The sequence below is a fragment of the Micromonospora purpureochromogenes genome, from assembly GCF_900091515.1.
GTDB lineage: Bacteria > Actinomycetota > Actinomycetes > Mycobacteriales > Micromonosporaceae > Micromonospora > Micromonospora purpureochromogenes.
Genome location: NZ_LT607410.1, coordinates 4,760,230 through 4,785,275 on the forward strand (window position 1 = coordinate 4,760,230; position 25,046 = coordinate 4,785,275).

The following is a 25,046-nucleotide window of genomic DNA, read 5'->3' on the forward strand; positions in this document are numbered from 1 at the left end:
ACCCGTCGCCCCGGAGAAGCTAACGCCCGGTCCGACCCGCCGGTTAGCCCCGGTCGCCGGCGGGGTACTGGACGCCAGTGGCGATTGTGGAGAAAGTGATCGACGCTCCCCCCCAGCAGGTGTTCGACGTGCTGGCGGACGGGTGGACGTACAGCGACTGGGTGGTCGGGACCGTGCACGTGCGGGACGTCGACGACAGCTGGCCGCGGGTGGGCAGCCAACTGCACCACAAGGCGGGGCCGTGGCCGCTCTCGTTGCAGGACTCCTCGACGGTGCTGGCCTGCGAGCCGCCGCACAAGCTGGTCATCAAGGCCGGGCTCTGGCCGGCCGGTGAGGCGATCGTGGTGTTCACCCTGGATCCGGTCGGCGCCGACGCCACCCGGGTGCGGATCGGCGAGGACTTCGCCGCCGGGCCGCTGCGCTGGATCCGCAACAAGCTCAACGACCTGGTTCTGCACCAGCGCAACAAGGAGACCCTGCGGCGGCTCGCCGACATCGCCACCCGCCAGAAGGCGGACGAGGCCGCGGAGAGCTGAGGGGCGGGGAGCCTCGACAGGGCCCGGCGGGGCACTGGCTACCCTTTGGGGGAAAACCGTCGGCAACCAGAGGATGTCCGTCATGATCGAACCCGTGGAGCTGCCCTCGCCGTGGCGGGAAGCACGCCTGACCGTCGTGGTCCCCACCTACAACGAGGCGGGCAACCTCCCGGTGCTGGTCGAGCGGCTCCTCGCCCTGCCGCTGCCCGGCCTCAAGGTGCTGGTGGCGGACGACAACTCCCCGGACGGCACCGGCGAGGTGGCCGACAAGCTGGCCATCGAGCACCCCGACCGGATCCAGGTCCTGCACCGGGCCGGCAAGGAGGGCCTGGGCCGGGCGTACGTCGACGGGATCGGCCGGGCGCTCGACGGCGGCGCCGACTACGTCGCGCAGATGGACGCCGACCTGTCCCACCCGGCGGAGGCGCTGCCCGGCATGCTCGGCGCGCTGCTCTCCACCCAGGCCGGCGTGGTGATCGGCTCCCGGTACGTGCCCGGTGGCGAGCTGGACGAGAACTGGCCGCTGTACCGCCGCGCGCTCAGCGGCTGGGCGAACCTCTACGTGCACACCCTGCTGCGGGTGCGGATCCGTGACCTCACCGCCGGCTTCAAGATCTGGCGGGCGGACGCGCTGCGCGACATCGGCCTGGAGCGGGTGCAGTCCAACGGGTACAGCTTCCAGGTTGAGATGCACTACCTCGCCACCAAGCTGGGGCACACCATCCTGGAGGTGCCGATCCGCTTCGAGGAGCGCCACGACGGCGCCTCGAAGATGACCACCGCCACCAAGGTGGAGAGCGCGCTGATGCCGTTCAAGCTGCGTACCCGGCACCGCAACCTGGAGCGCTGACCCACCCGTCGCAACCGGACCGTCACGCCACGTGACGGCTGCGGCGGACACCGTCGTGAGCGACCTGCCCGAGGAGCATGCGAATGCCGCTCGGGCAGGTCGCTTGCTTCGGGCCGGGAAAGCGGCGCCGGGTCAGCGGTAGACCGCGCGGTGGGCGGCGCCGATCGCCCGGGCGTACAGGCCGCCGGTGAGGGCCCGGTTGCGGCTCAACGCCGCCTGCGCCGCGTTCGCGCCCGGGGCGCCGTGCACCCCGCCGCCCGGGTTCGCCGAGGCGCTGGCCAGGTAGAGCCGGTCGACCGGGGTGTCCGGCCGGCCCAGGCCGGGCACCGGGCGCAGGAAGAGCTGCTGGTACGCGGCGGCCGTGCCGCCGCCCACCGCGCCGCCGACCAGGCTCGGGTTGCGCTCCTCCAGGTCGGCGGGGCCGGCCACGAAGCGGCCCCGGACGAGCCCCTTGAAGCCGGGGGCGTGGCGCTCCAGCACCGCCTCCATCCGGTCCACGTGCGCGGCCACGTCCTCGGCCCGCCAGTCCCGCCGGAACGGCAGGTGGGTGTACGACCAGAGCGACTCCGTGCCGGCCGGTGACCGGCTCGCGTCGGCGGTGGTCATCTGGCCGAGCAGCAGGAACGGGTCCTCCGGCAGCTGCCCGCAGGCCAGGTCCGCCGCGTAGCGGGTGAGCCCGTCGACGTCCGTGGCCAGGTGCACGGTGCCCGCCCCGGCGACCTGCGGGTTGGTCCACGGCATCGGCCCGTCCAGCGCCCAGTCGACCTTGACCGTCGAGCCGTCCCAGCGGAAGTGGTCGAGGTCCTCGACCAGCCGGGGCGGCAGCCAGGCCGCGCCGACCAGGTCCAGGTAGAGCGCGGGCGCCGGCACGTCGGCCAGCACCGCCCGACGGGCCCGCCAGGTGGCGCCGCCCTCGGTCCGTACGCCCATCGCCCGGCCCCGGGCGACGAGCACCCGGTCCACCCGGGCGGAGTAGGTGATCCGGCCGCCCTTGGCGATCAGCCGCGCGACCAGCGCGTCGGTGATCCGCTGCGCGCCGCCCACCGGCACCGGCCAGCCGACCTGCTGACCGAGCATGGCGAGCAGCCAGCCGTAGATGCCCGACCCGGCGTCGTCGGGCGACAGGTCGGTGTGCAGGGCGCAACTCGCCATCAGCGCGGGCGCGCCCTCGCCCCGGAACACCTCGCGGCCGAACTGGCGGCTCGGCAGCACCAGCCGGCGGGCCAGCCGCAGCGCCCCGGCGGTGCGCAGCCGGCCCAGCAGCGCCAACCCGTCGCGGACCGGCGGGAAGGGAGTGAACAGCGCGTTCACCAGGGGACGGGAGATCGCCCGCCAGTCGTCGTACGTGTCGAGCCAGCGCTGCCCGTCGCCGGGCGCGAACGCCTCCATCGACGCGGCGCTGCGGTCGGGGTCGCGGTTCAGAACCGCCGCCCGGCCGTCGGGCAGCACGTGCGCCAGCACGTCGGGCGCGTGCGTCCAGGCCAGTCCGTACGCGTCGAGGCGGAGCCCGCGCAGCACCGGCGAGGCGTACCCGAGGGGGTAGAAGGAGCTGTAGAGGTCGCTCAGGTAACCGGGGGTGGTCACCTCGGCGGAGCGGACCGCCCCGCCGGGGGCGCCGGTGGCCTCCAGGACCAGCACGTCCCAGCCGGCGTCGGCGAGCAGGTTGGCGGCCACCAGTCCGTTGTGCCCGGCGCCGATGACGACGGCGTCCGCGGTCTCGATGCCGGTCCCGGTCATCCGATCCGCCTACCCGGCCAGCAACCGGGCGAAACGCGTTTGCCTCGCCGGGACCGGGGCATCCACTGCCGCATGTACAGGGTTGAACAGCTCATCGGTGGAGTGTGGGGCGCGGGCGGCGCGGGCGGTGAACTGGTCGTGCACGATCCCGCCGACGGCACGCCGGTCAGCACCGTACCGGTGGCGACGGCGGACGAGGTGGCCAAGGCGGTCGAGGCGGCCCGGGGCGCGGCGGCGGAGTGGGCGGCGACGGCCCCGGCGGAGCGGGCGGCGGCGCTGCACCGGGCCGCGGACGCGCTGGCGGCGGCGGCGGACGAACTGGCCGAGGCGACGACGGCGGAGATGGGCAAGCCACTCGCCGACGCCCGGGGCGGCGTGGAGGCGGGCATCGGCACGCTGCGACAGTACGCCGAGTTGGGCCCGGTGCGGGGCGGGCGGACGCTGCACGGCGGCGCGCACGCCATCGACTTCATGGCGCCGGAGCCGCGCGGGGTGCTCGCCGCCATCACCCCGTGGAACGACCCGGTGGCGGTCTCCTGCGGGCTGCTCGGCGCGGCCCTGGTGACCGGCAACGTGGTGCTGTACAAGCCGAGCGAGCGGACCCCGGCCACCGGCTGGCTGCTGGCCCGGATCCTCGACGGCGCGCTGCCGGCCGGGGTGCTGTCCCTGCTGACCGGCGGTGGCGAGGTGGGCGCGGCGCTGGCCGCGCAGGAGGTGGACGTGGTGGCCCACGTCGGCTCCACCGCCACCGGCCGGGCCATCGCGGCGGCCTGCGCCCGGACCGGCGCGAAGGCGCTGCTGGAGAACGGCGGCAGCGACCCGCTGATCGTCGACGCCGGGGTGGACCCGGTCTGGGCGGCCGGGCAGGCGGCGATCGGCTCGTTCGCCAACGCCGGCCAGATCTGCGTCGCCGTCGAGCGGATCTACGTGCACCGGGACGTGGCGGAGGACTTCGTCGACGCGCTGGTCGAGCGGGCGGAGGCACTGCGGGTCGGCCCGGGCCGGGACCCGGAGACCGAGCTGGGCCCGCTGGTGGACCGGCGGCACCGCGACCACGTGCACGGCCAGGTGACCGCGGCGGTGGCCGAGGGGGCGACGCTCCGCACCGGGGGGGTGCTGCCGGAGGGGTCGGGGGCGTTCTACCCGGCGACGGTGGTCACCGATTGCCGGCACGAGATGACCCTGGTCCGCGAGGAGACGTTCGGGCCGGTGGCCCCCGTGGTGGTGGTGGACTCGTTCAGCGAGGCGTTGCGCTGCGCCGCCGACTCCCCGTACGGGCTGGCCGGCACGGTGCTCACCGCCTCGATGAGCCACGCGCAGCGGGCCTGGCGGGAGCTGCCGGTGGGCACCGTCAAGGTGAACGCGGTGTTCGGCGGGGCACCGGGCGGCGCCGCGCAGCCGCGTCGCGGCAGCGGCCAGGGCTTCGGGTACGGCCCGGAGCTGCTCGACGAGTTCAGCACGGTGAAGACGGTGCACCTGGAGGCCCCGGGTGGCGGCCACTGGTGAGCGGTGACGCGGGAGCCCGGGACCGTGCGGTCCCGGGCTCCCGTGCGTCGTACCCCTGGCTCAGCGCCCGCTGCGGGCCTTGGACCTCTCGCGGGCCTCCGTGGTCTGCCGAAGGTTCGCCTTCTGGATCGCCTTGACCAGTTCCGGCTTGGTCATCCGGGACCGGCCGGGTACGTCCAGCTTCTTGGCCACCTCCATCAGGTGCTCCTTCTTGGCGTTGGCGTCCACGCCGCCCGCCGTGGGAGCCCGTCGGGCCGGTCCGCCACCCTGCGCCTGGCGGTCGCTGGGTCCCTTGCGTCCCTTCGGCTCCCAGTGGTCGCCGACCTTCTCGAACTCGTGCTTGACCGCGGCGAACGCGGTGCGGTGCGCCCGCTCGCCCTCGCCGTACGTCTCCACCGCCGAGTCGTGCGTCTTCTCCCAGGTGCGCTGCGCCTTGTCCGGGGAGCGCCGCAGCGTGCTGGGCAGTACCTCGCGCCCGGGCATCTCGTCCTCCTCCGCGTCGATGTCTGCGTATGAACGGTTCCCCGGGCCCTGATCGGCAAACTCACCCGCCGGGTTTGTCGATTTCCGGCACCGGGTACCGGCGGGGCCAGCGGGTGCCGGGTGCGCCGGCGGGGACGGGAGCGGGAGATGGCAGCGACGACGGAGCCGACCGCGGTCGCCGGCGGCCGGGACGGCCTGCGGATCCCCCGCCAGGTACGCCAGCTACGCTGGTCCACCTGGCGCGGGGCGGTGGTGCGCAGCGGGCGCAACTTCGTCAAGGACAACTGCGCGGACTGGGCGGCGGCGCTGACCTACTACGGCGTACTCGCGCTCTTCCCCTCCACCGTGGTGGTGGTCGCCCTGGTCGGCCTGGTCTCCGACGGCGAGCGCACCGTCGACACGGTGCTGGGGCTGGCCCGCGACATCGGCGCCGGCTCGGTGGTCGCCAACGACGGTTTCGTGTCGGTGGTGCGCACCGTGGTCGACCAGCAGAGCGGGGCGAAGGTGCTGCTCAGCTTCGGTCTGCTCGGCGCGCTCTGGTCGGCGTCCGGCTTCATCGGCGCGTTCACCCGGGCCTCCAACGCGATCTACGGGGTCGAGGAGGGGCGGCCGTTCTACCGGTTGCGCCCGATGCAGATCGGCCTGGCGGCCCTGTCGCTGGTCCTGCTCGCCGTGGTGGCCCTCGGCCTGATCGTCAGCGGGCCGGTGACCGACGCGGTGGGCGACCTGCTGGGCGCCGGCGGGTTGGCCCGCACGGTGTGGAGCGTGGCCAAGTGGCCGGTGCTGGCGCTGGTGATGATGACGCTGCTGTCCCTGCTGTTCTGGATCGCCCCGAACGTCCGGCAGCCGAGGTTCCGCTGGCTCACCCCCGGCGGGGCGGTGGCCCTGCTCTCCTGGATCGTCGCCTCCGCCGGTTTCGGCCTGTACGTCGCGAACTTCGGCTCCTACGACGTGACGTACGGCAGCCTGGGCGCGGTGATCGCCTTCCTGGTCTGGCTCTACCTGTCCAACTGCGCGCTGATGTTCGGCGTGCAGATCAACGCCGAGCTGCAACGGGGCCGGGTGCTCCAGGCGGGGGCGGCGGATCCGGGCGAGCCGGTCCTGCCTCCGAAGGCCCCCGCCGATTCGTGACCGCGTGCCGGGTTCGGCGTTTCCCGGGGGCCGCCAGGGGTAGCACCACAGCATGGAACTGGAACGTGGCAGCAGCAAGCACGGACCGAGGCTCGACGAGCAGATGAGCCAGGAGGTCGCCGGCCTGGTCCAGGGCCCGGGCACCGGGGGCTCGCGCGCCGAGGAGTTCCGCGAGCCCGAACCGGCCGGCGAGGACCAGCCGGGCACGACCACGGCCCCGGCCGGTGAGCTGCGCAGCGGCGCCCCGAAGGGCATGAGCTCCCGGGACGTCGAGGACCGCAGCCGGCTCGGGCGGTTCATCACGATGGCGGCCCTGCCGGGCGACCGCGAGACGCTGATCGCCAACGCCCGCGAGAACCAGGCGCCCGCCGACCTCATCGAGGACCTGGAGCGGCTGCCCGACGGTACGCGGTATCGCACCGTTTCCGAGGTATGGGCCGCCCTCGGTCACAAGAACGAGACGACCCGCTGGTGACCGGATCGGCCCACGATCCGGACGAACACCGGCGGCCAGAGGAGGAATCTTCATGAGCGGCGTTACCGAGCACGTGGACGTCTCCGTCCCGATCCGCACCGCGTACGACCAGTGGACCCAGTTCGAGGAGTTCCCCCACTTCATGGAGGGGGTGCAGGAGGTCCGGCAGCTGACGGACACGATGACCCACTGGACCGTCGACATCGCCGGGGTCAAGCGTGAGTTCGACGCCGAGATCACCGAGCAGCTCCCCGACGAGCGGGTGGCCTGGAAGTCGACCGGCGGCACCCAGCAGGCCGGCGTGGTCACCTTCCACCGGCTCGACGAGGGCAGGACGCGGGTCACCCTGCAGATGGACTTCGAGCCGCACGGCGTGGTGGAGAAGGCCGGCGACAAGCTGGGTGTGGTGGACCGGCGCGCCAAGGGCGACCTGGAGCGGTTCAAGCAGTTCATCGAGCGCCGCGGTCAGGAGACCGGCGCCTGGCGCGGCAAGGTGGACCGCCCGCAGCCGTGATCCTCTCCCCCGCACCTCACCCGTCCGATGGCCGCCGGAGAATCCGGCGGCCATCGCCGTGTCCGGTTCCGGGTGCCGTCGCCGGGCCCGACGAGTGGGCGCGGCCGTTTGCGATCATCAGCCCCGGGTACCGCCAAGGAATGACGGAGAACGACGACAGCGTGTGGCGGGACGAGCAGAAGATCCCGCTGAGGGAGCTGGACCGGGCGATCGCCCGCTCCACGCTCGACGGGCAGGCCGACGACGTCACCGGCAACGACGCCGGCGAGGAGGCCGCCTTCGGTCACGGGCCGGAAGCGGCGGACCGGGGTGCCGGGGAAGCCGAGCGGCGCGAGATGACCGACTCCGAGCGGGCCTACCGCCCCTCCACCACCGGCCGGACCGGCCCCGACACGATGTGACGGCGGGGCCCGGGCGGGACGACGTGTCCGGTGCCCCGGGGTGTTCGAAGGCGCTGCCGGGCCGCCCGAGCCTGTCCCGGTGCTGCGGCTGGTCGGCTCACCCCGTGGCGGCCCCCGGTCTGCGCCCGGCCAGGGCGTGCAGGAGCAGCAGCAGCGCCGCCAGCACGGTCAGCGCCGGCCCCAGCAACGCCACCGAGGTGTGGCCGAACAGCACCCCGAGCCCGCCGGGGATCAGCGCCGCGCCGAGCCCGGCGGTCCCGATCTGGACGCCGATGGCGCGGTCCGCGTGCGCCGCGCCGACCCGCTCCGGGGTGGCGAGGGTGAGCAGCGGGAAGACCGGCGCGGCGGCGAAGCCCACCAGGACCAGGCCGGCCACCGCCACCCAGGCCGGAGCCGGCAGCGCGATCAGCAGGGCGCCGGCCGCCATGCCGAGCAGGCTGCCCCGCAGCACCCGACCGACGCCCAGGCGCTCGGCGACCACGCCCTGCACGACCCGCCCCACGAAGAGGCTCCCCCAGTAGCCGGAGACGCACAGGCCGGCGGTGGTCGCTGACAGTCCGCGCCCCTCGGTGAGCAGCAGGAACGCCCAGAGCCCGGCGCTGATCTCGATCGCCACGTAGACCGCGAAGGCGAGCGCGCCCAGCCAGACCGCCGGCAGCCGCAGCGTCTCGCGTACCGGCACCGGCCCGCTGCCGGCCACGACGGGTACGGCCGGGTCCGCCGGCCGGCCCCGCCAGGCCCGCACGGTCAGCGCGAAGGCAGTGGCCAGGGCGAGCTGCGCCGCGGCGCCGAGACCGTAGCCCCAGCGCCAGCTCAGGCCGGCGCCGAGCGCGCCGGTCATGATCAGCGGGCCGATCGCCACCCCGAGGCCGAAGCAGGCGTGCATCCAGGTCATGTGCCGAGGCCCGAACGCCCCGGCCGCGTACGCGTTGAGCCCGGAGTCGACGGCGCCCGAGCCGAGCCCGAGGACCAGCGCGCAGCCGATCATCAGGGCCAGCTCCGGCGTCGAGGCGTACCCGGTGAGCGCCAGGCTGGCCAGCACCGTGCTGCCGGCCAGCAGCCGACCGACGCCGAGTCGGGCCAGAGTGAAGCCGGCGAGCACGCTGGAGGTCAGATAGCCGACGGTGCCCGCAATGAGCACCAGCCCGACCGCCTCCGTCGGTACGCCGAGGTCCGCGCGGATCGACGGCCAGCCGACCCCGATCAGCCCGTCGGGCAGGCCGAGGCTGACGAAGGCGAGGTAGGCGAGCAGGAGCAGGGAGGCGCGGGGCGGGGTGACGGACACGGGGGGCCATCCTGCCGCATCCGCCGAGAACACTTCCAGCCGGCGACGACTTCCTCCGAACCGGCAAAAAGCAACGCCCGGACGGGCAGGAATGCGGACAGCCCATCCAGAATCGGCCGATCGGGTGACGGCAACCGGGGGGTGCCGCGTCAGACTTTCGGGATGCAACAGGGTTCCGGCATCCTCACCCCACGTCAGCGGCGTCTGGCCTGGCTCGGCTTTCTGCTCGCCGCGCTCCAGGCCCCGGTCTCGGCCAAGCTGGTCGCCGACGACTCCTGGCTGTTCAGCCTCTGCGTCGCGCTCATGGTGGCGACCGTCATCATCGCCGACGACACCAGCCGTCGCCGGCCGGCCGACGCGTCGGCCGACTGACACCCACCTGGCGGGCGGCCTCGCGACACCCGAGTGGCCGGGGTCAGGTGTACCGGTGCGCGGGGAACGTGCTGTTCGCGTCAGTCCCGGGGTGAGCCGGGCTCGGCGGGGCGGGACTCGTGCCCGGGCCGGCCCCGGGTCCGCCGCCGCTCCTTCATCTCCGCCTCGTAGAGGTGGCGCCGGCCGCCCACCAGCTTGTCCCGGGCGGCGCGGTCCAGCTCGCGGAAGACCGCGTAGTAGTTGTCGTCGAAGTCCTCGACGATCTGGAACGTCCACCGACCGGCGATCACGTTCCGGCCGAGCAGCTCGGTGCGGACCCGCTCCGCGAGGTCCTCATGCCCGGCGGCCCGCAACTGCGCGACCGCGTCGTCGAGCATCAGGTCGGCGTGCCCGATCAACTGGTGCAGCGAGTAGAGGTGCCCGCGCGCCCGCTCCACCGTCTCCAGCGCCTCGCTGAGCTTGCCCAGCGCGGCCACCGTCTCGTCGGTCACCCCGTCCGGCCGCCGGTGCTGCCGGTCCGGGCCGTCGTCGTGCTGTCCCAATCCGTCCCCCCAAGGTGCCGGCTGCGCCCGTTCGCGCGCGGTTCTCCTTCTGCCCACCGTCCGCCGGGTCAATCCCGGCGGAGGAGGGCGGCCGACCGGAAGAGGACCCGGGACCGGCCGAGCGGCCGAGGCCGCCCGGGCCGCCGGGTGACTAGCCTCGGTCCCCATGCGTGTGCCGTACTCCCAGGTCGCGAACCGGACCGCCGCGAGCGCGGCGCGGTCCGCCCTCGCCCTGCTCTGCGCCTCGGTCGGCGTCTCCGGCCTCGCCGCGGCGGCCGCCAACCCCGGCCTGCTCGCGATGGTCGACCAGCACGCGGCCGCGGTACGCGACAGCCTCGACGGCGACCGGCGACCGCTGACCCCGGCGGCGCTGGTCGGGTACGCCGACGGGCTGCGGGCGGCCGCACTGGAGCACGGCCTGACCCCGCCCACCGGCGCGGTCGACTGGACCGAGCCGGACTGGTTGCGCATCCGCCTGCTGGCGATCTGCGCGCTGGCCCGCACGCTCGATCCGCGTCACCTCGAAGCGGCCTGACCCGCTCCGGACACGACGGAGGGGCGTCCGCGCCCCGCACGGACCCCCTCCACCGGTACGCCTCCGACTCAGGTCCCCGGCCGGCGGAACTGCTGGGTCTCCTCGCCCACGTTGCCGGACTGGTACGTCCCCCGGCCCCCGGCCGCCGCCCTGGCCTCCTCGGCGCTCGCCATGGGAGCGACGCGCTCGCCGCCCCGGTCGGCCATCTGCCGGCTCATGTCGCCCCGCCCGGCCGCCTGGGCCTGGCGGTGCACCTGGATCGCCCGCGACTCCTCGGCCATCCGGTCCAGCCAGCGGTCCCAGCGGCTCTGCATCGGCTTCACCAGACCACCGCCGACGCCGACGATCAGGATGCCGGCCACCGTGGCGAGCACCGCGATCAGCACCGGCGTGGTCACCGTGGTGGCGACGCCCACCTGGTTCAGCGCGGCGATGATGCCGAGCGCCAGGATGAAGACCGCCACCAGGTCGCCGAGGATCCGGCCGTACGAGAGGCCGCCCAGCGCGCCGGTGACCAGGTCCCGGACGGCGTTGGCGATCGCGGCCGCCACGACCACGATGACGATGGCCACGAACGCGCGCGGCAGCCAGGCCACCACGCCGCGGATCAGGTCACTGATCGCGTTGGGTCCCCACACCCCGAAGGCGAACTGCAGGGTGAACAGCAGGACCGCGTAGTACGCGAGCTTCGCCAGGATGTCACTGGCGTCGTACTTCGTGCGTTCCAGGGCGCGTTTGATGCCACCCCGTTCGACCGCCCGGTCGAACCCCACCCGTTCCAGTACCTTGTCCACGATTTTGAGTACCGCTCGGGCGATGATCCAGCCCACCACGAGGATCGCGATGAACGCGATCGCCCTCGGGATGAAGAGCAGCACCGACCTCCACATGTCGGCCACGGCGTCGCCGATGTCGGCCTGCCTGACCGCAAGGGTTTCCGGCATGATGTCCCTCCTGTCGCATGGACTGCGCCGGGCGGATACCCGGTCGCTCAGGGTGCACGCCGCGACACCCTGGATCAATTTCCCGACATGTCCCCCTAAAGGCCTCCTGACCTGCCCTAACATCACCGCCGGCGGGCCGTCCGGCACGGTCGGGGGGCATGATCCAAACCTCTGCGCGACGCTCCGGCTAGGCTGCGTGACATGCCAGGCACGGTCGGGCGAGTCCCCACGCCACCACCCGCCGCCCCCGGACCGGCCCCGGTCTCGCAGGTGGCGGCGGCCGTGCTCGCCCACCCCTGGGCGGGCACCCCGCTCGGGCCGCCGCAGGGCTGGGACCCGGCGGTACGCGCCCTGGTCGACGTGATCCTCTCCTCGCCGGTGCCGATGGCGCTCTACTACGGCGACGAGTTCGTGCTGCTCTACAACCAGGGCTACTCCGAGCTGATCGGAGACCGGCACCCGGACGCCCTCGGCCGGCCCGCCGGTGAGGTCTTCGCGGACCTGTGGCACACCCCCGGGGTGGGCGACGTGATCGAACGGGCCTACCGGCGGGGCGAGTCCTTCCTCCAGCGGGAGTCGATGCTGCCGGTCGACCGGCACCTGGCCGCCGCCGGCGACCACGCCGTCTTCACCCGCGGCCACTCGCCGGTGCGCGACAGCACCGGCCGGATCGTCGGCGTGCTCACCGTGGCCGCGCAGACCACCCAGCTCACCCAGCAGTTGCAGAGCCTCAGCGACTTCGCCGCCGCGCTCTCCGGCACGCTCACCCTCGACGACGTGGCCCGGGTGACCCTGCGCTACGCGCTGCACTCCTTCGACGCCGACCGGGTGACCTTCGCCGTCGACGACGGCCCCGGCTGGCGGATGGTCCGGCGCATCCGGGGCGAACTGCTCGACGAGGCCGACGAGCGGCTGCCGCCGCTGTGGCGGCCCACCTCCGCGGACTCCCCCACCCCGGTGGTGGTGACCGCGCGCAGCGGCGTGCCGTACTTCGTCGGCGACGGCGAACCGCTGCGGGCGAGCGCGATCGACCGGCACGACCAGAAGATCCGCTCGCTGGCCGCGCTGCCGCTGCGCTCCTCGGTGATCCGCGGCGGCCTCGCCGTCGGCTACCGGACGCCGCACGGCTGGTCGGCGGCGGAGCGGGCGTTGCTGGCCGCCTCGGCGGAGCTGGTCGGCCAGGCGGCCGAGCGGGCCCGCCGGTTCGAGACCCAGCACGGCACCGCCCAGCTGCTGCAACGCAGCATGCTGCCGGAGCGGCTGCCGGCGCTGCCCCGGCTGCGCATCGCCGCCCGGTACGACCCGGGCGTCGACGGCAACGCCGCCGGCGGTGACTTCTACGACGCCTTCGTGCTGCCCACCGGCGACCTGGGCGTGGTCCTCGGCGACGTCGCCGGCCACGACGTGCAGGCGGCAGCCCGGATGGGCCAGGTACGCGCGGCGCTGCGCGCCCTCGCGCTGGCCGATCCGCGCCCGGACGCCGTGCTCACCGGGCTGGACCGGCTGGTGGCCAGCCTCGGCACCGAGACCGGCACCCAGGAACTCTTCGTCACCGTGGTCTTCGGCGTGGTGGACGCCGACCGCGGCGAGATCACGCTGGCCAGCGCCGGGCATCCGCCGCCGCTGATCCGGCGCTGCCACCCCGACGGCTCGGCGACGGCCGCCTTCGTCGAGCTGCCGGCGGGCGCCCCGCTGGGGCTGGGCTGCCGGCCGCGTACCGCGACCGTGCCGTTCCAGCCCGGGGACACCCTGTTGCTGTACAGCGACGGGGTGGTCGAACGGCGGCGGCAGAGCCTCACCGCGGGGCTGGACGTACTGGTCACGGCGGTGGCCCACGCGGCCAGCGGCGACCCGCGCGCGCTCTGCGCGGTGGCCACCGGCGCGGTGGACGGGGCGACCGAGGACGACGTCGCGGTACTGGCGGTGGAGCACGCGCTGAAGCCGAGCCGCTCGGCGAGCATGGAGATGCCGGCCGAGCCGACCGCACCGAGCCGGGTGCGGCACTGGCTGACCGGGCAGCTGACCGACTGGCGGGTGCCGGAGGCGGTGATCGGCGCGGCGGTGCTGTGCACCAGCGAGCTGACCACCAACGCGCTGCTGCACGCCGGCACGGCCGCCCGGGTGGAGATCGACCTCAGCCCGGAGCGGCTGCTGGTCTCGGTCGCCGACTCGGGCACCCGGGGCACCGTGACCCGGGCGCAGACCGACACGTTGAGCAGCCGGGGCCGGGGCCTCGGCCTGATCGAGCAGCTCTCCGACGCCTGGGGCACCGACCCCACGGTCCGTGGTTCGACGGTCTGGTTCGAGATCCTCATCCCGGCGGGATGAGCACGGGCGTCAGCGCCGCCCGAGCGGGGTAGGAGGACGCCCATGAGCGCAGAAGGTCCCTCCGGCGTCCTCTTCGACGTCGACGGCACGCTGGTCGACACCACCTACCTGCACACGGTGAGCTGGTGGGAGGCGCTGCGGCAGGCCGAGCACCGGGTGCCGATGTCGCTGATCCACCGGTCCATCGGGATGGGCTCGGACAAGCTCCTGGACCACCTGCTCGGCCCGGAACGGGATCGGGCCGCCGACGGCAAGCTGCGCGACGCGCACGACAGCCTCTTCGCCGAGTACTGGGAGCGCCTCGCCCCGCTGCCCGGCGCGGCGGAACTGCTGCGCGCCTGCGCCGCCGGGGGCCTGCGGGTGGTGCTCGCCACCTCCGCCGCCGAGCACGAGGTCGGGGCGTTGCGCGCCGCGTTGGACGCCGACGACGCGGTCGACACCGTCACCTCGTCGGCCGACGCGCAACAGAGCAAGCCGGCGCCGGACATCCTGGTGGCCGCCCTGGAGCAGTCCGGCCTGGACGCCCGGCGGGTGGTCTTCGTCGGCGACTCGGTCTGGGACGTCGCCGCCGCCGCCAAGCTCGACATCCCCTGCGTCGGGCTGACCTGCGGCGGCACCAGCCGAGGTGAGCTGGCCGGGGCGGGCGCGGTCGCCGTCTACGACGACCCGGCGGCCCTGCTGGCCGCGCTGGCCGACTCCCCCCTCCGCACACCGCGGCGGACGTCACCGCGGGACAAGCCGGACACCGAGGCTTAGCCTCCCGGAGCACGGGGCACAGTCCCCACCTCGCGCGCGGGCGCGGGCGAGGTGCGAGAGGTGGTGCCGTGGAACCGGTCGATGTCGCGTTCGCGCTGGTGGGCGTGGGCGCCCTGCTGGCCGGGATCCTGCCCCGGGTGCTGGAGCGCCGCCCGCTGTCCATGCCGATCGCGTTCCTCGGGCTGGGCATGCTGGTCTTCCTGCTGCCCACCGGGCTGCCGTCGCCGGACCCGCTGGCCCATCCGGAGCTGACCACCCACCTGACCGAGATCGGGGTGATCGTCGCCCTGATGGGCGCCGGCCTCAAGATCGACCGACCGTTGAGCTGGCGGCGGTGGTCGTCCACCTGGCGCCTGCTGGCGATCGCGATGCCGGTGTGCGTCGCGGCGGTGACGCTGCTCGGCTGGTGGTGGGCCGGCCTGGTACCGGCCGCCGCGCTGCTGCTGGGGGCGGCGCTGGCCCCGACCGACCCGGTGCTCGCCGCCGACGTGCAGGTGGGCGAGCCCACCGACGTGGAGGACTCCGAGGACGAGGTCCGCTTCGCCCTCACCTCGGAGGCCGGCCTGAACGACGGGCTGGCGTTCCCGTTCGTGTACGCCGCCATCGCCATCGCCACCACCAGCCTCGCCCCGGCGGACTGGCTCGCCGACTGGTTCACCGTCGACGTGCTCTACAAGCTCGCCGTCGGCATCGGGGGCGGCCTGCTCATCGGCTGGCTGCTCGGCAAGCTGTTCTTCCGCGCCCCCAGCGAGCTACGGCTGGCCCGGCACGCCGAGGGCTTCCTCGCCCTGGCCGCCACCTTCCTGGCGTACGGGCTGGTGGAGGTGGTCGGCGGGTACGGCTTCCTGGCCGTCTTCGTGGCCGCGCGGGCGATCCGGGCGGCCGAGCGGACCCACGAGTTCCACTCGGTGCTGCACGACTTCGCCGAGCAGGTCGAGCGGCTGCTGACGGTGCTGTTGCTGCTGCTCTTCGGCGGCGCGGTGATCGACGGCCTGCTGGCCCCGCTGACCTGGCCGGCGGCGGCGGTCGGACTGGCCCTGCTCTTCGTGGTCCGGCCGCTGGTGGCCTGGCTGTCGCTGCGGGGCGCGCCCGGCCGACCGGCCGAGCACTGGGTGATCTCGCTGTTCGGCATCCGTGGCGTCGGGTCGTTCTACTACCTGGCGTACGCGACCAGCAGGACCGACTTTCCCCAGGCCGACCTGATCTGGGCGACCGTCGGGCTAGTGGTGGTGGTGTCCGTGGTGGTGCACGGGATCGCCGCGACCCCGGTCATGCAGCTGCTCGACCGGGCGGGCGAGCGCACCGCCGACCCGTCAGAGCGGGGCGAGCCCGCACTCGGCGGCGTCCGGGGCTGACCGCGGCGCGGGCACCGTGGCCGGCGCCGGCAGGTCCAGGTGCACCCGGACGGTGGTGCCACCGTCGACCGTGCGGATGTCGACCAGGTCGCAGAGCTGCTGCACGAGCAGCAGCCCGCGTCCCCGCTCGGCCGACGGCGGGGCCGGGATCCGGCCGGCGAGCGGGTCGGCCAGCCTGCCATGGCTGCTGATCTCGCAGACCAGCTCGTCCGGCGCCGCCACCCACCAGCGGGCCGTGGCGGGACCGCCCGCGTGGGTGATCGCGTTGGCGGCCAGTTCGGTGACGGCGATCCGCAGGTCGTCGACGCGGTCGGCGGGCAGTCCGGCGGCGACGGCGGTGGCGGCGACGGCGGCCCGCAGCGCGGCCAGGCCGGCCGCCTCCACCCGCAGCGTCGCCGCGTCGGCCGGGGCCGGGGGCAGCGCCTCGGCGCAGTCGGCCAGCACCGTCTCGGGATGCTGGTAGCCGGCGCTGGGCCGGGCCAGCGCCCCGCTGCGTACGAAGGGGTGGTTCCGCCCCACGTCGGCGAGGGCGTCGGCGGGCAGCCGGGAGCGGTCGAAGAGGCAGAGCGCGCTCACCGGGTACGCCCGGAGCGCCAGGTTGATCATGGCTTCGTGCTCGACGCAGTGCCGGTACGCCGCCGGCCGGCGACCCGGCCAGAGCGACTCCCCCACGATGCGCAGCCGGCGGCCGGGGAACCGGTGCACGAAGTCGCGCAGGGCGGTGGGGATGATCGCCGCCGGGTTGCGCCCGATGGCGCTCATGTCGGCCAGGGTCACCCCGGCGACCCCGGCGAGAGCGGTCCCGACCTGGGCGAGCCGGTACGCGGGAACGGCGACCAGGACCGGCTCGTCGGCCGCCCGGCCGGCCGCCACGAAGGCGGTGATGGCGTCGAGGTAGTCGTGGTCGTCGGCGTAGAGCAGCGCGTCGTGCCGCAGGCCCCGCCGGGTCACGCCGTCCCCCGCCGTCCGGAATCCCCGTCCACGTCGCGCACACCTCCCCCGAGGCGACGATACGCCCCCGTCGGCGGCCGGTGCGCGCACCGGTACCGGTCAGCCACGCACGGCGAGCACCCGCTCGGCCAGGGCCCGCCCCAGGTCCCGCCCGGAGCGCCAGGCGCTCTGCACCCGGGGCCGGCCGAACGCGTCGCCGGCCAGCCCGACCCCGTCGTCGTCGAGGTGGTACGTCCCGTCCCCGCCGGCGGTCGGGCGGGCGTACGTCCAGCGGTGCACGTGCACCAGCTCCGCCTGCTCGGGCAGCCCGAGCAGGTCGCGCACCGCCTCCTCGACGGCCGGCCCCGCGGCGGTGGGCTGGGCCAGGTGGCCGGCGGCGAACTCCGGCGTGGTGTGCGCGACGAGCACCGCGGCGCCGTCGCCGCGCCGGTCGCCGTCGTCGCAGACCAGCGCGAGCAGCGGGTGGTCGTTGACGAAGGCGCCCCGGAAGTCGGGCCAGCGGCGGCTCGGGAACCTCAGCACCGCGGTGAGCGTCGGCGCCCAACGCTGCTCCAGCGCGGCGCGCGTCGCGTCGGCCAGCTCCGGGTCGAGCAGCAGCGCCGCCTGGGGGCCGGGCATGCACAGGGCCACCCCGGCGCACCCGGCTCCGTCCACCGTCGGGCCCGGCCGCACCGACATGACCAGCCGGTCCACGCTCACCGGCAGGTCGCGGGCCAGCTCCTCGACCAGTGAGCGCAGGCCGCGCGGAGCGGCCCAGCGGGTCGGACCGGTCACCTCGCGCCGGCCGTCCGGGCCGTACGCCACGAAGGTGTCGGTCCACTCCCGGACCAGTCCGGCGGCCCGCCACCCCCGCACGACCTCGGCGAAGTCGGGGTCGTCGACGGTGAGGTACGCGGCGCCGGTGTCGGCGGGGCGGCCGTCGAAGCGGCGGCTGGCCATCCGCCCGCCCGCCACCCGGCCCCGTTCCCGGATCTGCACGTCAACGCCCGCCCGGACCAGCTCCGTCGCGCACGCCACGCCGGCGATGCCGGCTCCCACCACGATCACGCCCGAGTTCACCGGGTGATCGTATGCGGGTCGTCGGCGGGCGGCATGAAGGACCGACACCATGGGTAGGGGTACACCTGTTCGAAGAAAGGTGGACACCATGGCCGACCGCAACAGGCAGCAACCCGACCCGCGGGGTGCGATCAAGGACCCGGACGACTGGGTGACCGGCGAGGAGCCGCCGACCGCCGCCCAGGAGTCGTACCTGCACACGCTGGCCCGGGAGGCCGGCGAGGAGGTGCCGGACGACCTGACCAAGGCCGAGGCGTCCCGGCGGATCGACGAGTTGCAGGAGGAGACCGGCCGGGGCCGGTGACCCTCAGCGCGGGGGCAGGCGGTGCAGCTCGACCTCGTCGAGCCGCCCCGCCGCCACCCGGGCGGTCAGGTAGGTGGCGTACGGCTGGGACCGCCGGTCGGTGGGCGAGCCGGGGTTGAGCAGCCGCAACCCGCCGGGGGCGACGCTGTCCCACGGGATGTGCGAGTGGCCGAAGATCAGCAGGTCCCGGTCGGGGAAGCGGGTCGCGCAGCGCTCCTCCCGCCGGGTCCTCGGCCCGGTCTCGTGCACCACCGCCACCCGCAGGCCGTCCAGGTCGACCCGGGCCACCTCGGGCAGTCGGGCCCGCAGCTCCGGGCCGTCGTTGTTGCCGTACACGCCGACGAGCCGGCGGGCCCGGGCGGTCATCGCGTCGAGCAGCGCCGCGTCGACCCAGTCGCCGGCGTGCACCACCACGTCGGCGGCCTCCACCGCCGACCAGACGGGCGCCGGCAGGTCGCGCGCCCGCTTCGGTACGTGGGTGTCGGCGAGGATGACCAGGCGCATCCCGTCATTCTCCGCCAGTCCTGGAGCCGGGTGGACACCCGGCGCGCGATCAGGCGCCCTGGCCCTGGTTCTGCATCAGGCCGCCGTCCATGAAGTACGTCGACCCGGTGACGTAGTCGGCGTCGGCGCTGGCGAGGAAGACGGCCAGCTTGGCGATCTCGCCGGGCTGGGCGGCCCGCTTCCACGGGATGGACTGCACCTGTTCCTCCAGGTACTGCGGGTCGTCGATGGCCCGCTGGTTGAACGGGGTGAGCACCATCCCGGGTCCGATGTTGTTGACGTTCATCCGCATCGGCGCCACCTCCAGGGCGAGGCTCTTGGCGAACTCCAACATCGCGCCCTTGCTGGTGTCGTAGTCCGCGCCGCCGGCCCGGGCCACCTCCTGGTGGATCGAGGTGATGTTGATGATCTTTCCCTGCCCGCCCTGGTCGCGGCGGTGCCGCACGAACCGGCGGGAGCAGAAGAACGTCCCGTAGACGTTGATCCGGATGGCCCGGTCCCAGGTCTCGGTGTCCAGGTCGGCCACCGGGATGCCGGAGGCGTCCACCCCCGCGTCGTTCATCAGGATGTCCAGCACGCCGAACTCGGCCAGCGCCTCGTCGAACATCGCCTCCACCTGCTGCTCGACGCTGATGTCGCCCTGCACCACCATGGCCCGCTGGCCGGCCTTCTCCACCTCGGCCCTGGTGTGGTTCGCCCCGGCGTGGTCGTGCAGGTAGTGCACCACCACGTCGGCGCCCTCGCGGCCGAACTCGATCGCCGTGGCCTGCCCGATCCCCGAGTCCGAGCCGGTGATCAGGGCGGTCCTGCCTGCCAGTCGTCCGGTCATCAGCGTGCTCCCTCCCTGGGTCCCGTACCGGCCGGCACGGGCTGTCGGTCGCCTTCCGCGGCCCTGCGGGCCCGCTCGTCGGCGGCGGTGAGATGACCCGCCGCGTTGATCAGGCCGATGTGCGAGAACGCCTGCGGGAAGTTGCCGAGGTGTTCGCCGGTCACCTGGTCGATCTGCTCGGCGTACAGCCCGAGGTCGTTCACCCGGGCGGCGAGCTGTTCGAACACCCGGCCCGCCCGGTCCCGCTCCCCCGCCCTGGCCAGGCAGCCGACCAGCCAGAACGAGCAGATGACGAAGCCCGCAGGATCGTCCTCCCAGCGGCGCAGCAGGCCGTCGCGAGACAGCCTCCGCTCCACCACGTCCATCGTGGAGCGCATCCGGGGGTCGTCCGCCGGCAGGAAGTCGACCAGCGGCATGAGCAGCACCGAGGCGTCCAGCTGGTCGGAGTCGAAGGCCCCGGTGAAGGCGCCGAGCCGCTCGTTCCAGCCGCGCGTGAGCACCGCCGCCCGCACCTCGTCGCGGGCCGCCGCCCAGCGGGCCACGTCCGCCGGGTCGCCCAGCCGGGAGCCGAAGCGGACCGCCCGGTCCAGCGCCGTCCAGCACTGCACCTTGGACGAGACGTAGTGCCGCTCAGCGTCGCGCGCCTCCCACATCCCGGCATCCGGCCGCCGCCAGTCCGACACCGCCCGGTCGGCCAGCGCGCGCAGCAGGCGGCGAACGTCCGGCGACATCGGATCCAGGTAGTACCGCATCAGCCACGCCGCGTCGAGGATCTCGCCCAGCACGTCGGTCTGCCGCTGCCGCCAGGCGTCGTTGCCGACCAGGACCGGCCGGCTGCCGTCGTAGCCGGAGAGGTGGCCGAGGGCGTGCTCGGTGAGGTCCCGTCCGCCGTCGACGCCGTACATGATCGGCACCGGCTCGTCGCCGATCCGGCCCATCGCCTGGCCCACCCAGGAGAACTGCCGGTTCGCCTCGTCCGGGCAGGCCGCCAGCCAGAGCGCCTGGAGGGTGAGGCTGAAGTCGCGCACCCAGACGAAGCGGTAGTCGTAGTTGCGGTCACCGCCCAGCTGCTCGGGCAGCGACGTGGTCGCCGCGGCCACCACCGCTCCGCTGGGCCCGTAGGTCATGCCCTGCACCACCATCGCGCTGCGCCGCACGGCGTCGCGGTAGCGGCCCTGGTAGTCGTCGTGCAGCCCCGCCCAGGACCGCCAGCCGGCGACGGCGTCGGCGACCACCTGGTCGGCGTCGGGCGTGGCCGGCTGCGCGTCGCCGTAGGCCGGGGCGTGCCCGAGGGTGAAGCGGTAGGTCTCGCCGGCGCGGACCGTGATCCGGGCGGTGGCTCCGTCCTCCCCGCAGTCCAGCGCGACGTCGGCGCGCAGTCGCAGTCGGCAGCCGCCGCCGGCCGCGTCGATCATTCCATCGGAGTTCGTCAGGTAGGCGCTGACCCTCCCGTACTCGAACCGGGGCTGGTAGTCCACCAGCACCGGCACCTCGCCGGCGAGTCCCTCGACCACCCGGGCGAGCACCCGCGGGGAACGCCGGCCGATGTCGTGCCCGCGCGCCCCGGGCTCCAGCGCCAGGGCGTCGGTGACGGCCACCGCGCCGGTCGCGGTGGTGAAGACGGTACGCAGCACCAGCGTGTCGTCCAGGTAGGAGCGTTCGCTGGTGTACCCGCCCTCGGGCCGGATCGACCAGTGCCCCGCCCGGTCGTCGAGCAGCCGCCCGAACGCCGACGGCGCGTCGAACCGGGCGGGGCACCACCAGTTCACCGAGCCGGCACGATCCACCAGCACGGCGCTGCTGCCGTCGGCCAGGAACCCGTGCTCACTGATCCGTCCGCTCTGCACGCCGGTGCCTACCCGGGCCGGCGAAGCAGCATTCCTCGACGTCGGCCGTGGTTGGGCGTTACCGGTGGGGACCGTCGGGAAGACGGGTGGTCGACGAAGGAGGCAGCGATGACCAGACCCTCGAACCCGACCGCGGCCTGGCGTCCCGGGATGCCGGGCGACGAGAACCTCCCGTCCGGTCCGGCCGGCCGGCCGGCCGCGCCCAGCGGTGACGGGCACGGCCCGCAGACCGGGTCGCCCACCGTGACGATCGGCTCGTACCCGGACTATCCGTCCGCGCAGCGGGTGGTGGACTACCTGGCCGACAACCGGTTCCCGGTGGAACACACCGCGATCGTGGGGACGAACCTGACCCTGGTGGAGACCGTGCTCGGGCGGTTGACGACCGGGCGGGCCGCGTTGCTCGGCGCGGGCACCGGAGCCTGGTTCGGGCTCTTCATCGGCCTGCTGTTCGGCATCTTCACGGTCGGCAACTGGCTGGCGGTGATCCTGGTCGGGCTGGTCATCGGCGCGATCTGGGGTGCCGTCTTCGGTGCGGTCGCGCACGCCATGTCCGGCGGCCAGCGCGACTTCACCTCGGCCAGTTCGCTGCGCGCCGGCCAGTACGCGGTGACCGTGGACGCGAACCTCGCCGACCAGGCGCGTCAGCTGCTGGGCCGGATGCACCTCACCCCGACCGGCGCGACCGCCCGCTGAGCACGTTCCCGACGCCCCGGCGCACCACGCGCCGGGGCGTCGCGACGTGGGGTCAGGCCCGGTGGTACGCCAGCTCGCCGGCCCGGATCGGCACGTCCACCCGGTTCTCCCGCGGGGCGAGCGGGCAGGCCCACCGGTCGTCGTAGGCGCAGCTCGGGTTGTAGAGGTAGTTGCCGTCCAGGCGTACCCGCCCGCCGGGCAGCACGGTGAGCCCCCGGCCGTACGTGCCCTTGACGGTGTCGGTCAGGTACCGGCCGCCGCCGTAGCTCTCCCGGCCGCAGGTGCCGTCGCGCAGCGGCACGAAGAGCCCGCCCCCGTACGCCTCGATCCACCACAGGGTCAGCGGGCCCCACGGGGTCTGCGCCACCGCCACCCGCCGGTAGGTCACCACGCCGTCCGGGCCGCCGGTGTCGATGCTCTCGGTGCCCGAGGCGGGGCGCAGCGCCGCCTCCACGACGGCCTCCGGGTTCGGCGGGAACCAGCCCAGCCCGGTGAAGGCCGCCCGGTCGGCGGCGGGCACCGGACTCTGCGGGTGCCCCGCGAACAGCTCGTCGCGGGCCGCCCGGAAGCCGGCCAGGTCGAGGTCGGAGAGGTAGAGCCGGGCCACCCGCTCCCGCCAGTCGAGCAGCTCGAGATCGTCCACCCGCCGAGCCTAGCCGGGCCCCGGGTCAGGGTCCGTCGCCAGCCGGGCGTGCAGGTGCTCGTCGTGGCGGCGGCCGTCGCCGTACCGGTGGGAGTCGCGCATGGTGCCCTCGATCGGGTACCCGGCCCGCGCGGCGACCCGGCAGGAGGCCGGGTTGGCGACCGCGTGGCAGAGCTCGATGCGGTGCACCCCCAGGTGGGCGAAGGCCCACCCGCCGAGCGCGGTGACGGCCCGGGAGGCCACCCCCCGGCCTCGCGCGGCGGCGGCCGTCCAGTAGCCGATCGAGGCGTTGCCGTCGTGGATCTGGAAGAGCGAGGCCCCGCCGAGCAGGCTGCCGTCGGCCGCGTCGGTCACCGCCAGGGACAGCCGGTCCAACGCCGTCGGGTCCGCGCGCCGGCGCAGCCACTCGCGCGCCCCGGCCTCGTCCCGGACGCCCTGCGGGTTCCACCGCTCGACCTCGGGTTCCCGCAGCGCGGCGAGCACGGCGCGGGCGTCCCGCGCCCGCCAGGCGCGCAGCAGCAGGCCCGGGGCGGTCAGCTCGACGGGATCCACGGGCCGGAGTGTGGCACGGGGTGCCGCCGACCCGCCCGCGCTTTCCGCCGATCGTCTTCCTTCACAACTGAAATGCCCGCCCGCTCGCCCTCGCTCCGCCGGCCGCCGGCAGCTCAAAGAGGGCTTGTTTAAATTTGAAGGAGTGCTACAGTCGTAGCCGTGACGGAGAGTCTGGACAGCGCGCGGATGGCCGGCTGGCGCGCGTACATCGAGGCGAGTCAGCGGTTGTTCACCCAGCTGGAGGACGATCTGCGCGCCGACCGCGGCCTGAGCTTCGCCGACTACCACGTGCTGGTCCTGCTCGCCGAGGCTCCTGGGCAGCGGCTGCGGATGGGCGAGCTGGCCGACCGCCTGGTCTTCTCCCCCAGCCGGCTGACCTACCAGATCACGTCCATGCAGCGGCGTGGGCTGGTCGCCCGGGAGTCCTGCCCGCAGGACCGCCGGGGCAGCGAGGCGGTGCTGACCGCCGCCGGGCTGCTCGCCCTGCGCGAGGCCGCACCGGGGCACCTGGCCTCGGTCCGCCGGCACCTGATGGACGACCTCGACGACGCCGAGGTCGCCACCCTGACCCGGGTCTTCGAACGACTCGGCCGGCGCCTGCGCGCCGACCGCGACGCGTCGTCCACCCTGAGCGACTAAGGAGTTCGCGATGCCCGCCATCACCGTCGACGACGTCCTCGTCCTGCCCCGCCTGCCCCGGCTCGACGAGAGCACCGACTTCCGTCCGGTACGCCGCCTGATCACCGCCCCGCGCGGCTACGAGGGCGAGGGCTTCCCGGTGCGCCGGGCCTTCGCCGGGGTGCCGACGACCGAGCTGGACCCGTTCATCCACCTGGACCAGATGGGTGAGGTGGACTACGCCCCGGGCGAGCCGAAGGGCACCTCGTGGCACCCGCACCGCGGCTTCGAGACCGTGACCTACATGATCGACGGGATCATGGACCACCAGGACTCGCAGGGTGGTGGCGGCACCATCACCAACGGCGACACCCAGTGGATGACCGCCGGCCGTGGCCTGCTGCACATCGAGGCGCCGCCGGAGCACCTGGTGACGAGCGGCGGCCTCTTCCACGGCCTCCAGCTCTGGGTCAACCTGCCCAAGGTGGCGAAGATGAAGCCGCCGCGCTACCAGGACATCCGGGGCCGGGAGGCGGCGCTGCTCACCACGCCGGACGGTGGGGCGCTGATCCGGGTGATCGCCGGCGAGGTGGCCGGGCACCGGGGCCCGGGCTCGACCCACACCCCGATCACCATCGCGCACGTGACGCTCCAGCCCGGCGCCGAGCTGAGCCTGCCCTGGCGGCCGAACTTCAACGCGCTGGTCTACGTGCTGGGCGGCCGCGGCACCGTCGGCACCGACCGGCGGCCGGTGCGCACCGGCCAGCTGGCCGTGCACGGGCCGGGCGACGCGCTGCGGGTCACCGCCGACGCCCGGCAGGACGCCAACACCCCGGCGCTGGACCTCTTCATCATGGGTGGCCGGCCGATCCGGGAGCCGGTGGCGCACTACGGGCCGTTCGTGATGAACACCCGCGCTGAACTGGTCCGGGCCTTCGAGGACTTCCAGGCCGGCCGGCTCGGGGTCGTCCCCGCCAAGCGGCTGCCGCACACCGGCGGCCAGGGCGACCGTCCCTGATCGCACGCCAGGGCGCCCCGGTCCCCCCGGGGCGCCCCGCGTCGGCCTCAGGAGACGGCGAAGATTCCGGCGACCCCGAGGATCACCATGAGCAACACCGCCAACAGCGCACCCCGTTCACTCTCCACCGCCTGAGGGCGGTACTCGGTCACGGGGTTCGTCGTCTCGGCGGGCATGGTGTGGCCTCCTCGCTGTGCGCGTCTCGGGTCCGACAGGTGCCACCACCAGGGCACGCGGAGCAGGCCCGGCGTGCGTACCGGCGGCAGGACACCTAC

At 74.4% G+C, this 25,046-nt stretch carries 29 protein-coding genes; 16 read left to right on the forward strand and 13 right to left on the reverse strand.

Going from position 1 to position 25,046, the window contains the following annotated elements; translation table 11 throughout:
• Positions 1 to 95 precede the first annotated feature (95 nt).
• Positions 96 to 536 carry an SRPBCC family protein gene (locus tag GA0074696_RS21965; RefSeq protein WP_331716506.1) on the forward strand — a complete coding sequence of 147 codons (441 nt, stop codon included), beginning with the start codon at positions 96 to 98 and terminating at the stop codon, positions 534 to 536.
• 82 nt (positions 537 to 618) lie between these two features.
• The gene (locus GA0074696_RS21970; RefSeq protein ID WP_088962851.1) at positions 619 to 1,386 is read left to right on the forward strand and encodes a polyprenol monophosphomannose synthase; all 768 of its coding nucleotides are present in this window, start codon (positions 619 to 621) and stop codon (positions 1,384 to 1,386) included.
• 132 nt (positions 1,387 to 1,518) lie between these two features.
• Here the strand turns inward: GA0074696_RS21970 and GA0074696_RS21975 are convergent, their stop codons facing one another.
• Entirely contained in the window at positions 1,519 to 3,123 is a 1,605-nt protein-coding gene (locus GA0074696_RS21975) for a phytoene desaturase family protein (RefSeq protein WP_088962852.1), read from the reverse strand.
• A gap of 72 nt (positions 3,124 to 3,195) precedes the next feature.
• Between GA0074696_RS21975 and GA0074696_RS21980 the strand changes: the two genes are divergently transcribed.
• Positions 3,196 to 4,629, forward strand: a complete 1,434-nt coding sequence (locus GA0074696_RS21980; RefSeq protein WP_088962853.1) for an aldehyde dehydrogenase family protein — start codon at positions 3,196 to 3,198, stop codon at positions 4,627 to 4,629.
• A gap of 60 nt (positions 4,630 to 4,689) precedes the next feature.
• Here the strand turns inward: GA0074696_RS21980 and GA0074696_RS21985 are convergent, their stop codons facing one another.
• Positions 4,690 to 5,112, reverse strand: coding sequence for a ChaB family protein (locus GA0074696_RS21985; protein ID WP_088962854.1), 423 nt, complete (start codon positions 5,110 to 5,112; stop codon positions 4,690 to 4,692).
• 147 nt (positions 5,113 to 5,259) lie between these two features.
• Here GA0074696_RS21985 and GA0074696_RS21990 point away from each other — a divergent pair, with 147 nt between their 5' ends.
• The 4 genes from GA0074696_RS21990 to GA0074696_RS22005 all read left to right on the forward strand — a co-directional run bounded on the left by GA0074696_RS21990 (position 5,260) and on the right by GA0074696_RS22005 (position 7,633).
• Positions 5,260 to 6,243, forward strand: a complete 984-nt coding sequence (locus tag GA0074696_RS21990) for a YihY/virulence factor BrkB family protein (protein WP_088962855.1) — start codon at positions 5,260 to 5,262, stop codon at positions 6,241 to 6,243.
• Positions 6,244 to 6,301: 58 nt separating this feature from the next.
• Positions 6,302 to 6,718: a DUF2795 domain-containing protein gene (locus GA0074696_RS21995; RefSeq protein WP_088964714.1), complete on the forward strand. Its 417-nt coding sequence runs from the start codon at positions 6,302 to 6,304 to the stop codon at positions 6,716 to 6,718.
• A gap of 52 nt (positions 6,719 to 6,770) precedes the next feature.
• Positions 6,771 to 7,232 carry an SRPBCC family protein gene (locus tag GA0074696_RS22000; RefSeq protein ID WP_088962856.1) on the forward strand — a complete coding sequence of 154 codons (462 nt, stop codon included), beginning with the start codon at positions 6,771 to 6,773 and terminating at the stop codon, positions 7,230 to 7,232.
• 140 nt (positions 7,233 to 7,372) lie between these two features.
• Complete coding sequence (locus GA0074696_RS22005) at positions 7,373 to 7,633, forward strand: hypothetical protein (RefSeq protein WP_088962857.1); 261 nt, start codon at positions 7,373 to 7,375, stop codon at positions 7,631 to 7,633.
• Positions 7,634 to 7,730: 97 nt separating this feature from the next.
• Here the strand turns inward: GA0074696_RS22005 and GA0074696_RS22010 are convergent, their stop codons facing one another.
• Positions 7,731 to 8,918, reverse strand: coding sequence for an MFS transporter (locus GA0074696_RS22010; protein ID WP_088962858.1), 1,188 nt, complete (start codon positions 8,916 to 8,918; stop codon positions 7,731 to 7,733).
• A gap of 162 nt (positions 8,919 to 9,080) precedes the next feature.
• Between GA0074696_RS22010 and GA0074696_RS22015 the strand changes: the two genes are divergently transcribed.
• Complete coding sequence (locus GA0074696_RS22015) at positions 9,081 to 9,290, forward strand: hypothetical protein (protein WP_088962859.1); 210 nt, start codon at positions 9,081 to 9,083, stop codon at positions 9,288 to 9,290.
• An 80-nt stretch (positions 9,291 to 9,370) separates the two neighbouring features.
• Here the strand turns inward: GA0074696_RS22015 and GA0074696_RS22020 are convergent, their stop codons facing one another.
• Entirely contained in the window at positions 9,371 to 9,832 is a 462-nt protein-coding gene (locus GA0074696_RS22020; protein WP_088962860.1) for a hypothetical protein, read from the reverse strand.
• Between the two features lie 166 nt (positions 9,833 to 9,998).
• Here GA0074696_RS22020 and GA0074696_RS22025 point away from each other — a divergent pair, with 166 nt between their 5' ends.
• Complete coding sequence (locus tag GA0074696_RS22025) at positions 9,999 to 10,367, forward strand: DUF6401 family natural product biosynthesis protein (RefSeq protein WP_088962861.1); 369 nt, start codon at positions 9,999 to 10,001, stop codon at positions 10,365 to 10,367.
• A 68-nt stretch (positions 10,368 to 10,435) separates the two neighbouring features.
• Here GA0074696_RS22025 and GA0074696_RS22030 read toward each other — a convergent pair whose 3' ends face one another.
• On the reverse strand, positions 10,436 to 11,311 hold the full coding sequence (locus GA0074696_RS22030; RefSeq protein WP_088962862.1) for a mechanosensitive ion channel family protein: 876 nt from the start codon (positions 11,309 to 11,311) through the stop codon (positions 10,436 to 10,438).
• A 201-nt stretch (positions 11,312 to 11,512) separates the two neighbouring features.
• Between GA0074696_RS22030 and GA0074696_RS22035 the strand changes: the two genes are divergently transcribed.
• The 3 genes from GA0074696_RS22035 (at position 11,513) to GA0074696_RS22045 (ending at position 15,750) form a co-directional block, all read left to right on the forward strand.
• The gene (locus GA0074696_RS22035) at positions 11,513 to 13,639 is read left to right on the forward strand and encodes an ATP-binding SpoIIE family protein phosphatase (protein ID WP_088962863.1); all 2,127 of its coding nucleotides are present in this window, start codon (positions 11,513 to 11,515) and stop codon (positions 13,637 to 13,639) included.
• A 42-nt stretch (positions 13,640 to 13,681) separates the two neighbouring features.
• The gene (locus tag GA0074696_RS22040; protein WP_088962864.1) at positions 13,682 to 14,395 is read left to right on the forward strand and encodes an HAD family hydrolase; all 714 of its coding nucleotides are present in this window, start codon (positions 13,682 to 13,684) and stop codon (positions 14,393 to 14,395) included.
• 68 nt (positions 14,396 to 14,463) lie between these two features.
• Positions 14,464 to 15,750 (forward strand): cation:proton antiporter, encoded by a 1,287-nt coding sequence (locus GA0074696_RS22045; protein WP_088962865.1) that lies wholly within the window; start codon positions 14,464 to 14,466, stop codon positions 15,748 to 15,750.
• Here the strand turns inward: GA0074696_RS22045 and GA0074696_RS22050 are convergent.
• On the reverse strand, positions 15,709 to 16,701 hold the full coding sequence (locus tag GA0074696_RS22050) for an anti-sigma factor RsbA family regulatory protein (RefSeq protein ID WP_172894380.1): 993 nt from the start codon (positions 16,699 to 16,701) through the stop codon (positions 15,709 to 15,711). The two genes, GA0074696_RS22045 and GA0074696_RS22050, sit on opposite strands and share 42 nt — an antisense overlap.
• Before the next feature lie 99 nt (positions 16,702 to 16,800).
• Positions 16,801 to 17,748 (reverse strand): NAD(P)/FAD-dependent oxidoreductase, encoded by a 948-nt coding sequence (locus GA0074696_RS22055; RefSeq protein ID WP_088964715.1) that lies wholly within the window; start codon positions 17,746 to 17,748, stop codon positions 16,801 to 16,803.
• 100 nt (positions 17,749 to 17,848) lie between these two features.
• On the opposite strand from GA0074696_RS22055, the gene GA0074696_RS22060 reads away from it, so the two are divergent.
• Positions 17,849 to 18,064 carry a DUF3072 domain-containing protein gene (locus GA0074696_RS22060; RefSeq protein WP_088962867.1) on the forward strand — a complete coding sequence of 72 codons (216 nt, stop codon included), beginning with the start codon at positions 17,849 to 17,851 and terminating at the stop codon, positions 18,062 to 18,064.
• 3 nt (positions 18,065 to 18,067) lie between these two features.
• Here GA0074696_RS22060 and GA0074696_RS22065 read toward each other — a convergent pair whose 3' ends face one another.
• From GA0074696_RS22065 to GA0074696_RS22075, 3 genes are read right to left on the reverse strand one after another with little or no spacing between them, the layout of a single operon-like run.
• Positions 18,068 to 18,568, reverse strand: a complete 501-nt coding sequence (locus tag GA0074696_RS22065; protein WP_088962868.1) for a metallophosphoesterase family protein — start codon at positions 18,566 to 18,568, stop codon at positions 18,068 to 18,070.
• A 49-nt stretch (positions 18,569 to 18,617) separates the two neighbouring features.
• Positions 18,618 to 19,397, reverse strand: a complete 780-nt coding sequence (locus tag GA0074696_RS22070; RefSeq protein WP_088962869.1) for a glucose 1-dehydrogenase — start codon at positions 19,395 to 19,397, stop codon at positions 18,618 to 18,620.
• On the reverse strand, positions 19,397 to 21,244 hold the full coding sequence (locus GA0074696_RS22075) for a glycoside hydrolase family 15 protein (protein ID WP_088962870.1): 1,848 nt from the start codon (positions 21,242 to 21,244) through the stop codon (positions 19,397 to 19,399). The genes GA0074696_RS22070 and GA0074696_RS22075 overlap by 1 nt, the downstream gene beginning before the upstream one ends.
• Positions 21,245 to 21,352: 108 nt before the next feature.
• On the opposite strand from GA0074696_RS22075, the gene GA0074696_RS22080 reads away from it, so the two are divergent.
• A complete protein-coding gene (locus tag GA0074696_RS22080; RefSeq protein WP_088962871.1) occupies positions 21,353 to 21,940 on the forward strand; it encodes a general stress protein in 588 nt (195 codons plus the stop codon).
• A gap of 52 nt (positions 21,941 to 21,992) precedes the next feature.
• Here the strand turns inward: GA0074696_RS22080 and GA0074696_RS22085 are convergent, their stop codons facing one another.
• The gene (locus GA0074696_RS22085) at positions 21,993 to 22,583 is read right to left on the reverse strand and encodes a DUF1684 domain-containing protein (protein WP_088962872.1); all 591 of its coding nucleotides are present in this window, start codon (positions 22,581 to 22,583) and stop codon (positions 21,993 to 21,995) included.
• 9 nt (positions 22,584 to 22,592) lie between these two features.
• Positions 22,593 to 23,135, reverse strand: a complete 543-nt coding sequence (locus GA0074696_RS22090) for a GNAT family N-acetyltransferase (protein WP_088962873.1) — start codon at positions 23,133 to 23,135, stop codon at positions 22,593 to 22,595.
• Between the two features lie 159 nt (positions 23,136 to 23,294).
• On the opposite strand from GA0074696_RS22090, the gene GA0074696_RS22095 reads away from it, so the two are divergent.
• Positions 23,295 to 23,774 carry a MarR family winged helix-turn-helix transcriptional regulator gene (locus GA0074696_RS22095; protein WP_088962874.1) on the forward strand — a complete coding sequence of 160 codons (480 nt, stop codon included), beginning with the start codon at positions 23,295 to 23,297 and terminating at the stop codon, positions 23,772 to 23,774.
• A 10-nt stretch (positions 23,775 to 23,784) separates the two neighbouring features.
• Positions 23,785 to 24,771, forward strand: a complete 987-nt coding sequence (locus tag GA0074696_RS22100; RefSeq protein ID WP_088962875.1) for a pirin family protein — start codon at positions 23,785 to 23,787, stop codon at positions 24,769 to 24,771.
• A gap of 47 nt (positions 24,772 to 24,818) precedes the next feature.
• On the opposite strand, the gene GA0074696_RS32315 is transcribed toward GA0074696_RS22100, so the two are convergent.
• A complete protein-coding gene (locus GA0074696_RS32315) occupies positions 24,819 to 24,947 on the reverse strand; it encodes a hypothetical protein (RefSeq protein ID WP_257028442.1) in 129 nt (42 codons plus the stop codon).
• Between the last annotated feature and the right edge of the window lie 99 nt (positions 24,948 to 25,046).

Bases quoted from the DNA above. Each gene is read 5' to 3' on its own strand.
- GA0074696_RS21970 (WP_088962851.1), top strand. From the start codon at position 619: ATGATCGAACCCGTGGAGCTGCCCTCGCCGTGGCGGGAAGCACGCCTG.
- GA0074696_RS21975 (WP_088962852.1), bottom strand. From the start codon at position 3,123: ATGACCGGGACCGGCATCGAGACCGCGGACGCCGTCGTCATCGGCGCC.
- GA0074696_RS21980 (WP_088962853.1), top strand. From the start codon at position 3,196: ATGTACAGGGTTGAACAGCTCATCGGTGGAGTGTGGGGCGCGGGCGGC.
- GA0074696_RS21985 (WP_088962854.1), bottom strand. From the start codon at position 5,112: ATGCCCGGGCGCGAGGTACTGCCCAGCACGCTGCGGCGCTCCCCGGAC.
- GA0074696_RS21990 (WP_088962855.1), top strand. From the start codon at position 5,260: ATGGCAGCGACGACGGAGCCGACCGCGGTCGCCGGCGGCCGGGACGGC.
- GA0074696_RS22000 (WP_088962856.1), top strand. From the start codon at position 6,771: ATGAGCGGCGTTACCGAGCACGTGGACGTCTCCGTCCCGATCCGCACC.
- GA0074696_RS22005 (WP_088962857.1), top strand. From the start codon at position 7,373: ATGACGGAGAACGACGACAGCGTGTGGCGGGACGAGCAGAAGATCCCG.
- GA0074696_RS22015 (WP_088962859.1), top strand. From the start codon at position 9,081: ATGCAACAGGGTTCCGGCATCCTCACCCCACGTCAGCGGCGTCTGGCC.
- GA0074696_RS22025 (WP_088962861.1), top strand. From the start codon at position 9,999: ATGCGTGTGCCGTACTCCCAGGTCGCGAACCGGACCGCCGCGAGCGCG.
- GA0074696_RS22030 (WP_088962862.1), bottom strand. From the start codon at position 11,311: ATGCCGGAAACCCTTGCGGTCAGGCAGGCCGACATCGGCGACGCCGTG.
- GA0074696_RS22035 (WP_088962863.1), top strand. From the start codon at position 11,513: ATGCCAGGCACGGTCGGGCGAGTCCCCACGCCACCACCCGCCGCCCCC.
- GA0074696_RS22040 (WP_088962864.1), top strand. From the start codon at position 13,682: ATGAGCGCAGAAGGTCCCTCCGGCGTCCTCTTCGACGTCGACGGCACG.
- GA0074696_RS22060 (WP_088962867.1), top strand. From the start codon at position 17,849: ATGGCCGACCGCAACAGGCAGCAACCCGACCCGCGGGGTGCGATCAAG.
- GA0074696_RS22065 (WP_088962868.1), bottom strand. From the start codon at position 18,568: ATGCGCCTGGTCATCCTCGCCGACACCCACGTACCGAAGCGGGCGCGC.
- GA0074696_RS22070 (WP_088962869.1), bottom strand. From the start codon at position 19,397: ATGACCGGACGACTGGCAGGCAGGACCGCCCTGATCACCGGCTCGGAC.
- GA0074696_RS22080 (WP_088962871.1), top strand. From the start codon at position 21,353: ATGACCAGACCCTCGAACCCGACCGCGGCCTGGCGTCCCGGGATGCCG.
- GA0074696_RS22100 (WP_088962875.1), top strand. From the start codon at position 23,785: ATGCCCGCCATCACCGTCGACGACGTCCTCGTCCTGCCCCGCCTGCCC.
- GA0074696_RS32315 (WP_257028442.1), bottom strand. From the start codon at position 24,947: ATGCCCGCCGAGACGACGAACCCCGTGACCGAGTACCGCCCTCAGGCG.